The sequence below is a fragment of the Pseudomonas sp. C 49-2 genome, from assembly GCF_003970195.1.
GTDB lineage: Bacteria > Pseudomonadota > Gammaproteobacteria > Pseudomonadales > Pseudomonadaceae > Aquipseudomonas > Aquipseudomonas canadensis.
On the sequence record NZ_RXYG01000007.1, the window covers coordinates 312,007 to 324,650 of the forward strand.

Here is a 12,644-nt window from a genome sequence, read left to right on the forward strand (position 1 = left end):
ACTGGGTTAATCGTCGAGGCGCTCTTCTAGCTGGCGCACTTCGTAGGTGAGCTTGTCGAGGAACTGCATGCGCCGCATCAGGCGTTCGGCCTGTTCGCGTTGCGCTGCATCGTTCCAACAGGCTGCGAAGCTTTCGTTGAGCTCGTCCTGGGCGGTTTTCAGACGACGCTTGAAGACTGCGACGCCGGCCAGATCGGCCTCGTCCTGCAAGTCTTCGAGCTCTTCGCGCCACTGCATCTGCTGCATCAAGAAGTCCGGGTCGTGAACCGTGACTTCCAGCGGCAACTCGCCCCCATTCATCGCGAGCAGGTAACGCGCGCGCTTCGGGGGGCTTTTGAGCGTCTGATAGGCTTCGTTGAGGCTGGCCGATTGCTCCAGTGCCAGGCGTTGCTCACGCTCGGAGGCGTCAGCGAAGCGGTCCGGATGCACACCACGCGCCAGTTCTCGGTAGCGCGTGGCAAGCTGCTCAAGGTCCAGCCGAAAGCTCGGCTGCAGCTCGAATAAAGCGAAATGACAAGGAGTACCCACGAATAGCCTCAGATGTTGAAGCTTTCGCCGCAGCCACATTCACCGCGCACGTTGGGATTGTTGAACTTGAAGCCTTCGTTCAACCCTTCCTTGACGAAATCGAGCTCGGTGCCGTCCAGGTAGGTCAGGCTTTTAGGGTCGATGATCACTTTCTCGCCGTGACTTTCGAACACCTGGTCTTCCGCAACCACCTCGTCGACAAACTCCAGCACGTAGGCAAGGCCGGAGCAGCCTGTGGTGCGAACACCCAGACGAATCCCCTCACCTTTACCGCGCCCATTCAGGGAGCGGCGAATGTGCTGTGCAGCCGCTTCTGTCATGCTGATAGCCATCGTTGACTCCTTACTCGTCGCCAAATGCTTAGATCAAGCCTTTCTTCTGCTTGTAGTCGCGAACGGCCGCCTTGATGGCGTCTTCTGCGAGTACCGAGCAGTGGATTTTCACCGGCGGCAGGGCCAGTTCTTCGGCCAGCTGGGTATTGCTGATGGTGACAGCCTCATCCAGGGTCTTGCCTTTCATCCATTCGGTCGCCAGGGAGCTGGAGGCGATGGCCGAACCGCAGCCGTAGGTCTTGAACTTGGCGTCTTCGATAACGCCATTGTCGTTGACCTTGATCTGCAGGCGCATCACATCGCCGCACGCCGGGGCGCCGACCATGCCGGTGCCGACATCAGGGTCTTCCGCGTCCATCTTGCCAACGTTACGCGGGTTTTCGTAGTGGTCGATGACCTTTTCGCTGTAAGCCATGGTACTGAATCCTCACTCATCAGGGCCGCTCTGGAACCCTGTAGAAACGCCTGCGTTTTCCGCCACGTTCCTACAGAGCTGGGGTGGCGGCTTCTATAGTTAGTGTGCCGCCCACTCGATCTTGGAAATATCGACACCGTCTTTGTACATGTCCCACAGCGGCGACAGAACGCGCAGCTTGTTGACGGCTTCGCAGACTTTCTGCGCGGCGTAGTCGACTTGCTCTTCGGTGGTGAAACGGCCGAACGTAAAGCGGATCGAGCTGTGTGCCAGTTCGTCGTTGCGGCCCAGGGCGCGCAGTACGTATGAAGGCTCAAGGGACGCCGAGGTGCAGGCCGAACCGGACGAAACCGCCAGATCCTTGAGCGCCATGATCAGCGACTCGCCTTCGACGTAGTTGAAGCTCAAATTCAGGTTGTGCGGTACACGGGCGGTCATGCTGCCGTTGATGTACAGCTCTTCAAGGTTCTCGACCTGCTTGTAGAAGCGATCGCTCAGGGCCTTGATGCGCACGTTTTCGGCAGCCATGTCTTCCTTGGCTACACGGAAGGCTTCGCCCATGCCGACGATCTGGTGAGTCGCCAGGGTGCCCGAACGCATGCCGCGCTCGTGACCGCCGCCGTGCATGGTGGCTTCGATGCGCACACGTGGCTTGCGGCTCACATACAGCGCGCCGATGCCTTTAGGGCCGTAGGTCTTGTGGGCAGAGAACGACATCAGGTCGACTTTCAGTTTCGACAGGTCGATGTCGACCTTGCCGGTGGACTGAGCAGCGTCGACGTGCAGCAGGATGCCCTTCGAGCGGGTCAGCTCGCCGATGGCCGCGATGTCGTTGATGGTGCCGATTTCGTTGTTCACGTGGATCACGGAAACCAGGATGGTGTCTTCACGCAGGGCCGCTTCGATCATGGCCGGGGTGACGATACCGTCGGTGGTTGGCTCGAGGTAGGTGACGTCGAAACCTTCACGCTCCAGTTGGCGCATGGTGTCGAGGACAGCCTTGTGCTCAATCTTGGTGGTGATCAGGTGCTTGCCCTTGGTCGCATAGAAATGCGCCGCGCCCTTGATTGCCAGGTTGTCAGACTCGGTAGCACCGGAGGTCCAGACGATTTCCCGTGGGTCGGCGTTGACCAGGTCAGCGACTTGGCGACGAGCGTTCTCGACCGCTTCCTCGGCTTTCCAACCGAATACGTGGGAACGGGAGGCCGGGTTGCCGAAGTTTCCGTCAACCAGGAGGCATTCGCTCATCTTTTGCGCGACACGCGGATCAACCGGGGTGGTCGCTGAGTAATCAAGGTAAATCGGCAATTTCATGGACTTTCTCCTAAATCAGGCTGGCTGGCGTGCCGTTAGCTCTTCGGCTGTCACTCGACGGCGGACGCTTCGATCTTGTCCAGACGCGGCGCCTTGGTGTTGCAACGGCGCTGGTCCTGACGCTGGGCTACTTCTTGCACCTCACGGCGAGTCACAAGATCAGCCAAGCTGATACCACTCAAAAACTCATGGATCTGCAGGCTCAAGTCACACCACAGGTGGTGTGTCAGGCAGGTGTCGCCGGCGTGGCAGTCACCCAGGCCCTGGCATTTAGTGGCGTCGACGGACTCGTTGACCGCGTCGATCACCTGAGCCACCTGGATACCCTGCATGTCGCGGGACAACTGATAGCCGCCGCCTGGGCCGCGAACACTGGAAACCAGGTTGCTACGGCGCAACTTGGCAAACAGTTGCTCGAGATAGGACAGGGAAATGCCTTGGCGCTCGGAGATATCGGCCAGGGACACGGGCCCAGTTTGCGCGTGCAAAGCCAGGTCGAGCATGGCAGTCACCGCGTATCGGCCTTTTGTAGTCAGTCTCATGGACAATTACCAAGGTGTTTCAGAATGTGGGCAAGTATGCGATTCCCGAGTATTTAAGTCAACTATAAGACCTAGTACTTTAGTCAGGATTACCCGTAAAAAGGGCGCGCGAATCATAGCAGGATGGGGCGAGGACGAACAGCGAGAACAGGGGCGGATGGAGATCGCTGGATCAACGGAGATCAAAATGTGGGAGGGGGCTTGCCCCCTCCCACAGAAAGGCCTCAACCGGCCTTGGACGCAGCTTCATCCTTGATCTCGGCGAAGTCTTCTTCGCGCAGCTCAGGCAGATCCTTCGCACAGTACGGACTGCCCAGGTCCTTCAGCGCACCGCACATGCCATCCAGCTTGCCGTCCACCGCTTGCAGGTGATCCAGCAACTGGCCAATGGCTCGCGCCACCGGGTCAGGCATGTCTTCGCTGACGCCATAGGCATCGAAGCCGATCTTCTCAGCCATGGCCTTGCGCTTGGCTTCCTGCTCGTCGCCGACTTCCGGCTTGACGATGATTCGGCCAGGAATACCTACAACGGTTGCACCTGGCGGCACAGCCTTGGTCACCACCGCATTGGAGCCGACCTTGGCGCCCGCGCCGACAGTGAACGGGCCGAGCACTTTCGCGCCCGCACCTACCACCACACCATCACCCAGAGTTGGGTGGCGCTTGCCCTTGTTCCAACTGGTCCCGCCCAAGGTCACCCCCTGATAAAGGGTCACGTCATCGCCGATCTCGGCAGTCTCGCCAATCACGATGCCCATGCCATGGTCGATGAAAAAACGACGACCCACCTTGGCACCGGGATGAATCTCGATCCCAGTCATCCACCGCCCGAAGTTCGACACCAACCGCGCCAGCCATTTCCAACCCATACCCCACAGGGCACCGGACAGGCGGTGAATCCAGATGGCATGCATGCCCGGGTAGCAGGTCAGCACTTCAAAGGCGTTGCGCGCCGCCGGGTCACGGTGGAAAACACTCTGGATATCTTCTCGCAAACGCTCGAACATTTTTAATCCTTCCGCTTAAGAAGCTCGCCACGGGCCGCTTTCTGGGTTTCCGTGAGAATGCCACGCAATATGTTCATTTCTGCCCGGCTGACCGAGCTGCGTCCGTAAAGGCGACGCAGGCGTGCCATCAAATGCCGTGGTTTTTCCGGATCGAGGAATTCGATGGCCACCAGGGTTTGCTCCAGGTGTTCATAGAACCGCTCCAGTTCGTCCATGGTGGCCAACTCGCCACTTTTGGTCGACGCGACCTCTTCCTTCTCTACCTTGCTCGGCTGACCCGCAGCGGCCAGCCAGGCCATGCGCACTTCGTAGGTCAACACCTGCACCGCCGCCCCGAGATTCAGCGAGCTGAACTCAGGGTCCGATGGGATGTGCACATGGTAATGACATCGCTGCAGCTCTTCATTGGTCAGGCCGGAGTCCTCACGACCAAAGACCAAGGCGATTTCAGCGCCGCCGGCGGCTTCTTCGACCACTTTGGTGCCGCATTCACGCGGATCCAGCAGCGGCCAAGGGATGCGACGGTCGCGGGCACTGGTGCCGAGCACCAGGTTGCAGCCGACCAAGGCGTCTTCCAAGGTGGCGACAACCTGGGCTTTTTCCAGGATGTCATTGGCGCCGGACGCACGGGCATCAGCCTCGTGGTGCGGGAACACACGCGGTTCGACCAGCACCAGGCGCGTCAGCCCCATGTTTTTCATGGCTCGCGCCACCCCGCCGATGTTGCCGGGATGACTGGTATTGACCAAGACGACACGAATGTTTTGCAGCAAGGGAGGCGCTCTCGGACACGGGAAAGGGGAGCAAATCTTACAGAACAGCCTAAGGTTATGCCATGAAAGCTAACGTCGTCCTTCACCTGAAGAAAGTTTCTGCTAGAATGCTCGGCTTTCTTTAACAACCTTAGGTGACACATCCATGCAGCCCATGCTGAATATCGCGCTGCGCGCCGCCCGCAGCGCCAGTGAATTGATCTTCCGCTCCATCGAGCGCCTGGATACCATCAAGGTCGACGAAAAAGACGCCAAGGATTACGTATCCGAGGTGGATCGCGCCGCCGAACAGAAAATCATCGATGCCCTGCGCAAGGCCTACCCTACCCACGGCATCCTCGGTGAAGAAACCGGCTTGCACAAAGGCAGCGGCGAAGGCGAAGACTATCTGTGGATCATCGACCCACTGGATGGCACCACCAACTTCCTGCGCGGCATCCCGCACTTTGCCGTGAGCATCGCGTGCAAATATCGTGGTCGCCTGGAACACGCCGTCGTCCTGGACCCAGTCCGCCAAGAAGAATTCACCGCCAGCCGTGGCCGTGGCGCCCAACTGAATGGTCGTCGCCTTCGCGTCAGCGGTCGTACCAGCCTGGACGGCGCCCTGCTGGGTACCGGCTTCCCGTTCCGTGATGACCAGATGGACAACCTGGAAAACTACTTGGGCATGTTCCGCGCCCTGGTTGGCCAGACCGCTGGCATTCGTCGCGCCGGCGCAGCGAGCCTGGACCTGGCTTATGTGGCTGCTGGTCGTTTCGATGCGTTCTGGGAGTCGGGCCTGTCCGAGTGGGACATGGCTGCAGGCGCCCTGCTGATCCAGGAAGCAGGCGGCTTGGTGAGCGACTTCACGGGCGGTCACGATTTCCTTGAGAAAGGCCACGTCGTTGCCGGCAACACCAAATGCTTCAAGGCAGTACTGACGGCCATCCAGCCGCACCTGCCTGCATCGCTGAAGCGCTAAGCGAGCGAGCACAAAAAAGCACCCCGAGGGGTGCTTTTTTTATGTCTGTAGAACCGGTTACTGCTGGTTCTGACCCAGGATCAGGCGACCCTCTTTGTCGACTGGAATCTGGCTGCCAGGGTCACGCTCCATACGCACAGAACCTTCCTTGCCATCCAGGTTGTAACGCACGTCGTACCCGACCACCTTGTCGCTGATGTCGTTGACGGTGTTACAGCGGGTTTGCGTGGTGGTGTAGGTATCGCGGTTCTGCATGCCTTCCTGAACCTTGTTACCGGCGTAACCGCCGCCCACCGCGCCGGCTACAGTCGCCAGCTTCTTGCCATTACCACCACCGATCTGGTTGCCCAGCAAACCACCCGCCAGGGCGCCTACGACCGTACCGGCGATTTGATGCTGATCCTGCACCGGACGCTGCCGGGTCACGGTGACGTCCTTGCAGACCTCACGGGGAGTTTTTATCTGGGTTTTAACCGGCTGCACCGCCAGCACTTGCGCATACTCAGGGCCGCTTTTTACCAGGCTGTAGGTGGCAACAGCACCCCCGGCAGTCACACCGACAGCACCCAATACCGCACCAACCAGCAACGACTTGTTCACGTGAACCTCCTGACCATCACAAGCGGACCGAAACGTCCGCGCTATACCCAGCCTTGGAGCAAAAAAAAAGGCGCGAGTTCAATACTCGCGCCTTTCTTGTCACAGCCGATCAACAAACGCCCATCAAGGACGGTCGTCAACCTCCTTGCCAGTGCTGGCCGGAGGGATCAGGTCTTCGCTGTTGAGGTTCAGCCAGATCAGCACCACGTTGGCGATGTAGATCGACGAGTAGGTGCCCGCCAGAACGCCGATGAACAGCGCCAAGGAGAAGCCCCACAGGTTGTCGCCACCGAAGATCATCAGCGCAGCGATCGCCAGCAAAGTGGAGATCGACGTCGCCATGGTCCGCAGCAGGGTCTGGGTGGTCGAGACGTTGATGTTCTCGATCAGCGACGCCTTGCGCAGTACACGGAAGTTCTCACGAACCCGGTCGAATACCACGATGGTGTCGTTGAGGGAGTAACCAATGATCGCCAATACAGCGGCCAGTACGGTCAGGTCGAACGTGATCTGGAAGTACGCCAGGATACCCACGGTGACGATCACGTCATGGATCAGCGACACAATGGCGCCGACACCGAACTTCCACTGAAAGCGGAACGCCAGGTAGATCATGATGCCGACCAGCGCCATCAGCATGCCGAGGCCGCCCTGGTCGCGCAGTTCTTCACCGACCTGCGGGCCCACGAACTCGACACGCTTGACCGACGCAGGGTTGTCGCCGCCGACCTTCTGCAAGGCCTCGGCCACCTGGTGACCCAGTTGCGGGTCTTCGCCAGGCATACGCACCAGCAGGTCGGTGGTGGCACCAAAGCTCTGCACGATGGCTTCGTGATAGCCGGCCTTGACCAGCTCGTTGCGCACCAGGGTCACATCGGCCGGTTTCTCGTAGGTCAGCTCGATGAGCGTACCGCCGGTAAAGTCCAGACCGTAGTTCAGGCCCTTATGGAACCAGCTGAACAACGCCAGAACGGTAAGGAGCACGGTGACGCCGAACGCAACGTTGCGAACGCCCATGAAGTTGATTGTACGTAACATGGCAGCCCCTTAAATCCACAACTTCTTGAAGTCACGCCCGCCATAGATCAGGTTGACCATTGCGCGGGTCACCATGATGGCCGTGAACATCGAGGTAAAGATACCGAGGGACATGGTCACCGCAAAGCCCTTGACCGGGCCGGTACCCATGGCGAAGAGAATCCCACCCACCAACAATGTGGTCAGGTTGGAGTCGAGAATCGCGGTAAATGCCCGGCCGAAGCCTTCGTTGATTGCACGCTGTACGGTCATGCCATTGGCGATCTCTTCACGAATCCGCGAGAAGATCAGTACGTTGGCATCTACCGCCATACCCATGGTGAGTACGATACCGGCGATACCTGGCAAGGTCAGCGTAGCGCCCAGCAGCGACATCAGGGCCAGCAGCATGACCATGTTGCCCGCCAGGGCCACGGTGGCGATAACACCGAAGAAGCGGTAGATGGCGATGATGAACAGGGACACGAACAGCATGCCCCACAAGGCCGCGTCGATACCCTTGGTGATGTTGTCGGCACCCAGGCTCGGGCCGATGGTACGTTCTTCAGCGAAGTACATTGGGGCAGCCAGGCCACCGGCACGCAGCAGCAGGGCCAGTTCCGAGGATTCGCCCTGGCCGTTCAAGCCAGTGATACGGAACTGAGCACCCAGTGGCGACTGGATGGTCGCCAGGCTGATGATCTTCTTCTCTTCCTTGAAGGTCTGAACCGGCACGTCTTTCTCGACGCCGTTGACCATCTGCTTGGTATAGGTGGTCACCGGGCGTTGCTCGATGAAGATCACCGCCATGCTGCGACCGACGTTGCTGCGCGTGGCGCGGCTCATCAGTTCGCCGCCATGGCCATCCAGACGGATGTTCACTTCAGGGGTGCCGTGCTCGCCAAAACCAGCCTTGGCGTCAGTCACCTGGTCACCGGTGATGATCAAGCCACGCTCGATCAACGCAGGAGGACGGTTGCCTTCGCGGAACTCGAACTCTTCGGAAGTGGCGCGAGTAGCACCCGGCTCAGCCGCCAGACGGAATTCCAGGTTGGCGGTTTTACCCAGGATACGCTTGGCTTCAGCGGTGTCCTGTACGCCCGGCAGTTCAACCACGATACGGTTGGCACCCTGGCGCTGAACGATTGGCTCAGCCACACCCAGTTCGTTGACGCGGTTACGTACCGTGGTCAAGTTCTGCTTGATGGAGTATTCACGGATTTCCGCCAGCTTGGCCGGGGTCATCGCCAGACGCAGTACAGGTTGACCGTTGAGGTCGGCCGGTACGATGTCGAAATCGTTGAAGTTCTTGCGGATCAGTGCACGGGCCTGTTCGCGGGAAGCTTCGTCAGAGAAGCCCAGCTGGATGGCACCGTTGAGCTGCGGCAGGCTGCGATAACGCAGGCGCTCTTTACGCAGCAGGCTCTTCACGTCGCCTTCGTAGACCTTCAGTCGAGCGTCGAGGGCTTTGTCCATGTCGACTTCCAGCAGGAAGTGCACGCCACCGGACAAGTCCAGACCCAGCTTCATCGGGTGCGCGCCAATCTTGCGCAGCCAGGTTGGCGTGGTCTGTGCCAGGTTGAGCGCGACAACATAGTCGTCACCCATGGCCTTGCGCACGACATCTTTGGCCGGCAATTGGTCTTCTGCCTTGGTCAGGCGCAGCAAGCCGCCCTTCGCATCAGCTGCCAACGTTGCTGCCTTGACCTGGATACCCGCGTCAACGAGCGCTTTGCTCGCGCGTTCCAGATCGGCCTGATTGACCTGCAGCGAAGTGCTGGCGCCAGTGATCTGGATCGCCGGGTCATCAGGATAGAGATTGGGAGCGGAATAAATAAAACCGATCGCCAGCACCGCCAGGATCAGTACGTATTTCCACAGAGGGTATTTGTTCAGCATCACGCCGCCCGCTTATAACGCGGGGCGCCTTGCGCGCCCCGTCGATTGGTAAAGGTTGTTACTCAGATCGCTTTGAGCGTGCCTTTTGGCAGCGTGGCGGCGATGGCGCCCTTCTGGAACTTCATTTCTACGGTGTCGGAAACTTCCAGAACCACGAAAGCATCGGAAACCTTGGTGATCTTGCCAGCGATGCCGCCAGTGGTCACAACTTCGTCACCTTTCTGCAGGCTGCCCAGCAGGTTTTTCTGCTCTTTGGCGCGCTTGGCCTGTGGACGCCAGATCATCAGGTAGAAGATGACCAGGAAGCCGACCAGGAAAATCCACTCGAAACCACCGCCCATAGGGCCGGCAGCAGCAGGCGCAGCGGCATCAGCCATGGCGTTAGAGATAAAAAAGCTCATTTAGCACTCCAGTTGCAAATAGTGAATCTTAGGGTCGGAAAACTCAGTCCAAGGGCGGCACAGGGAGCCCGCGCTTGGCATAGAAGGCATCGACGAAGGCGGCCAATGTACCCTGTTGAATAGCCTCGCGCAAACCAGCCATCAGGACTTGGTAGTGACGCAAATTGTGGATGGTATTCAACATGCTACCCAGCATTTCCCCACACTTGTCCAGATGGTGCAGATAAGCACGGGAGAAGTTCTGGCAGGTGTAGCAATCACAGGTGGGATCCAGCGGCGAATCATCATGGCGATGGAACGCGTTACGGATCTTCAGCACGCCTGTATCGATGAACAGATGCCCATTGCGGGCATTACGGGTTGGCATCACGCAATCGAACATGTCCACACCGCGGCGCACACCCTCTACGAGATCTTCCGGTTTGCCAACGCCCATAAGGTAACGAGGTTTGTCAGCCGGCATCAGGCCCGGCAGGTAATCCAGCACCTTGATCATTTCGTGCTTGGGCTCGCCCACCGACAAACCGCCGATGGCCAGGCCGTCAAAACCGATTTTGTCCAAGCCTTCCAGCGAGCGTTTGCGCAGGCTTTCGTGCATGCCGCCCTGGACGATACCGAACAGCGCAGCGGTGCTGTCGCCGTGGGCATTCTTCGAACGCTGGGCCCAACGCAGGGACAACTCCATGGAGATCCGCGCGACGTCTTCGTCAGCCGGGTACGGCGTGCACTCGTCGAAAATCATCACGATGTCGGAGCCCAAGTCACGCTGAACCTGCATCGACTCTTCCGGGCCCATGAACACTTTGGAACCGTCCACCGGCGAGGCGAAGGTCACGCCCTCCTCCTTGATCTTGCGCATGGCGCCCAAGCTGAACACCTGGAAACCACCCGAGTCGGTCAGGATCGGGCCTTGCCATTTCATGAAGTCATGCAGGTCGCCATGCTTCTTGATCACTTCCGTGCCCGGGCGCAGCCACAGGTGGAAGGTGTTGCCGAGGATGATCTCGGCGCCGGTGGCGACGATGTCACGCGGCAGCATGCCTTTGACGGTGCCGTAGGTGCCGACCGGCATGAAAGCCGGGGTCTCGACGGTGCCGCGTGGGAAGGTCAAACGGCCGCGGCGAGCTTTACCATCCGTGGCCAGCAATTCAAACGACATACGACTCATGATTGTTCCTCTGGGCCCGCTTCTTTAGGGGCAGTCGGCGCCGGATTGCGGGTGATAAACATCGCATCACCGTAGCTGAAAAAACGGTACTCGTTGGCGATGGCGGCTTGATAAGCGGCCATGGTTTCCGGGTAACCGGCAAATGCCGAAACCAGCATCAACAGCGTGGATTCGGGCAGATGGAAGTTGGTCACCAAGCAATCGACCACATGGAATGGCCGGCCTGGGAAGATAAAGATATCGGTGTCGCCGCTGAACGGCTTGAGCACGCCATCACGGGCCGCGCTTTCCAACGAGCGCACACTGGTGGTGCCCACTGCGACTACGCGTCCGCCACGCGCCTTGCACGCCGCGACAGCGTCCACCACTTCCTGGCTGACTTCCAACCACTCGCTGTGCATATGATGGTCTTCGATGTTATCCACACGCACCGGCTGAAACGTGCCGGCCCCCACGTGCAGGGTCACATAGGCGGTCTCGACGCCCTTGGCGGCAATCGCATCGAGCAGCGGTTGGTCGAAGTGCAGGCCGGCGGTCGGTGCAGCAACGGCGCCGAGGCGCTGGGAGTAAACCGTCTGATAGCGTTCGCGGTCCGAGTCTTCGTCGGGGCGATCTATATAGGGAGGCAACGGCATATGGCCGACGCGCTCCAGCAGCGGCAATACCTCTTCGGCAAACTTGAGTTCGAACAGCGCATCATGACGCGCCACCATCTCGGCTTCGCCACCGCCATCGATCAGTATGGAGGATCCCGGTTTCGGCGACTTGCTCGAGCGCACATGGGCCAGTACGCGATGACTGTCCAGTACTCGCTCAACCAGAATTTCAAGCTTGCCGCCAGATGCTTTCTGGCCAAACAGCCGCGCCGGAATCACCCGGGTGTTGTTGAACACCATCAGATCGCCAGGGCGCAAATGCTCAAGCAAATCAGTGAATTGACGGTGTGCGAGGACGCCACTCACCCCGTCCAGGGTCAGCAGTCGACTGGCGCGACGCTCGGCCAAAGGGTGGCGAGCGATCAGCGAATCAGGGAGTTCAAAAGTAAAGTCAGCAACGCGCATGATGGAGTTCGTCTAGCAGGGCCGGGAAGTCTAGCGGAATTAGTCAAAATTGACCATGAAAGGTGATTGACCAACGGTAATCTCATCTCTATACTTCGCCGCCATTGAGCCCTGATGGCGGAATTGGTAGACGCGGCGGATTCAAAATCCGTTTTCGAAAGGAGTGGGAGTTCGAGTCTCCCTCGGGGCACCATCTTAAAAAAAGACCTTGAAATTCAAGGTCTTTTTTTTCGCCTGTAGAAAAGTGCATCACCTGCAAAGTTGTTCTTTTGTGAGCGTTGCACCATTCCAAACCCCTCTCCAGGCGCGCTCTGACACGCCCTGTCAGCGCAATGCCTGCCTACCATTCATCGCGCACTCACAAGCCTCTAGCGGCTACTGGAGAGCGCTCAGCGCGTCGAACACATTTGGGTGCCAGCACTACCGAGCATGTATGAAAAGCCAGATTAATGCGGCGCCGAAAGCACCGATGAAGTGATCACTCCGAGTATTTGGGGACTTTTCGACCGCCCAAAACAAAACCCCATCTGCTTTCGCAAATGGGGTTTCGGAATTTAATCTTGACGATGACCTACTCTCACATGGGGAAACCCCACACTACCATCGGCGATGCATCGTTTCACTAC

Annotated in this window: 14 protein-coding genes and 1 tRNA gene; 2 read left to right on the forward strand and 13 right to left on the reverse strand. The window is 58.9% G+C overall.

All coding sequences use genetic code 11. The features are described from left to right. Window positions 1-6 precede the first annotated feature (6 nt). The 7 genes from hscB to trmJ form a co-directional block, all read right to left on the reverse strand. Window positions 7-528, reverse strand: coding sequence for a co-chaperone HscB (gene hscB / locus EJ576_RS16655; protein WP_078050105.1), 522 nt, complete (start codon window positions 526-528; stop codon window positions 7-9). Between the two features lie 8 nt (window positions 529-536). Continuing rightward, the gene (iscA, locus tag EJ576_RS16660) at window positions 537-860 is read right to left on the reverse strand and encodes an iron-sulfur cluster assembly protein IscA (RefSeq protein WP_003175963.1); all 324 of its coding nucleotides are present in this window, start codon (window positions 858-860) and stop codon (window positions 537-539) included. 28 nt (window positions 861-888) lie between these two features. After that, window positions 889-1,275 (reverse strand): Fe-S cluster assembly scaffold IscU, encoded by a 387-nt coding sequence (gene iscU, locus EJ576_RS16665; protein ID WP_010207899.1) that lies wholly within the window; start codon window positions 1,273-1,275, stop codon window positions 889-891. A gap of 99 nt (window positions 1,276-1,374) precedes the next feature. Continuing rightward, window positions 1,375-2,589: an IscS subfamily cysteine desulfurase gene (locus tag EJ576_RS16670; protein ID WP_126570720.1), complete on the reverse strand. Its 1,215-nt coding sequence runs from the start codon at window positions 2,587-2,589 to the stop codon at window positions 1,375-1,377. A 50-nt stretch (window positions 2,590-2,639) separates the two neighbouring features. After that, window positions 2,640-3,131 carry a Fe-S cluster assembly transcriptional regulator IscR gene (gene iscR, locus EJ576_RS16675; protein WP_003194020.1) on the reverse strand — a complete coding sequence of 164 codons (492 nt, stop codon included), beginning with the start codon at window positions 3,129-3,131 and terminating at the stop codon, window positions 2,640-2,642. Window positions 3,132-3,355: 224 nt separating this feature from the next. Beyond that, a complete protein-coding gene (cysE, locus tag EJ576_RS16680; RefSeq protein WP_123478454.1) occupies window positions 3,356-4,138 on the reverse strand; it encodes a serine O-acetyltransferase in 783 nt (260 codons plus the stop codon). Between the two features lie 2 nt (window positions 4,139-4,140). Further along, entirely contained in the window at window positions 4,141-4,911 is a 771-nt protein-coding gene (gene trmJ, locus EJ576_RS16685) for a tRNA (cytosine(32)/uridine(32)-2'-O)-methyltransferase TrmJ (RefSeq protein ID WP_025859279.1), read from the reverse strand. Window positions 4,912-5,056: 145 nt separating this feature from the next. Here trmJ and suhB point away from each other — a divergent pair, with 145 nt between their 5' ends. Further along, entirely contained in the window at window positions 5,057-5,872 is an 816-nt protein-coding gene (gene suhB / locus EJ576_RS16690; protein ID WP_003175971.1) for an inositol-phosphate phosphatase, read from the forward strand. A gap of 57 nt (window positions 5,873-5,929) precedes the next feature. Here the strand turns inward: suhB and EJ576_RS16695 are convergent, their stop codons facing one another. The 6 genes from EJ576_RS16695 to queA all read right to left on the reverse strand — a co-directional run bounded on the left by EJ576_RS16695 (window position 5,930) and on the right by queA (window position 12,018). Continuing rightward, window positions 5,930-6,472, reverse strand: a complete 543-nt coding sequence (locus EJ576_RS16695) for a glycine zipper 2TM domain-containing protein (protein ID WP_010207894.1) — start codon at window positions 6,470-6,472, stop codon at window positions 5,930-5,932. Between the two features lie 123 nt (window positions 6,473-6,595). Then, window positions 6,596-7,510, reverse strand: a complete 915-nt coding sequence (secF, locus tag EJ576_RS16700) for a protein translocase subunit SecF (protein ID WP_028617853.1) — start codon at window positions 7,508-7,510, stop codon at window positions 6,596-6,598. Window positions 7,511-7,519: 9 nt separating this feature from the next. Next, window positions 7,520-9,388: a protein translocase subunit SecD gene (gene secD, locus EJ576_RS16705; RefSeq protein WP_122728723.1), complete on the reverse strand. Its 1,869-nt coding sequence runs from the start codon at window positions 9,386-9,388 to the stop codon at window positions 7,520-7,522. Between the two features lie 62 nt (window positions 9,389-9,450). After that, on the reverse strand, window positions 9,451-9,789 hold the full coding sequence (gene yajC / locus EJ576_RS16710) for a preprotein translocase subunit YajC (RefSeq protein ID WP_003175975.1): 339 nt from the start codon (window positions 9,787-9,789) through the stop codon (window positions 9,451-9,453). Window positions 9,790-9,832: 43 nt separating this feature from the next. Further along, window positions 9,833-10,948 (reverse strand): tRNA guanosine(34) transglycosylase Tgt, encoded by a 1,116-nt coding sequence (gene tgt, locus EJ576_RS16715; protein WP_164393827.1) that lies wholly within the window; start codon window positions 10,946-10,948, stop codon window positions 9,833-9,835. A 5-nt stretch (window positions 10,949-10,953) separates the two neighbouring features. Continuing rightward, on the reverse strand, window positions 10,954-12,018 hold the full coding sequence (gene queA, locus EJ576_RS16720) for a tRNA preQ1(34) S-adenosylmethionine ribosyltransferase-isomerase QueA (protein ID WP_122728727.1): 1,065 nt from the start codon (window positions 12,016-12,018) through the stop codon (window positions 10,954-10,956). 108 nt (window positions 12,019-12,126) lie between these two features. On the opposite strand from queA, the gene EJ576_RS16725 reads away from it, so the two are divergent. After that, window positions 12,127-12,211, forward strand: a tRNA-Leu gene (locus tag EJ576_RS16725). Window positions 12,212-12,644 lie beyond the last annotated feature (433 nt).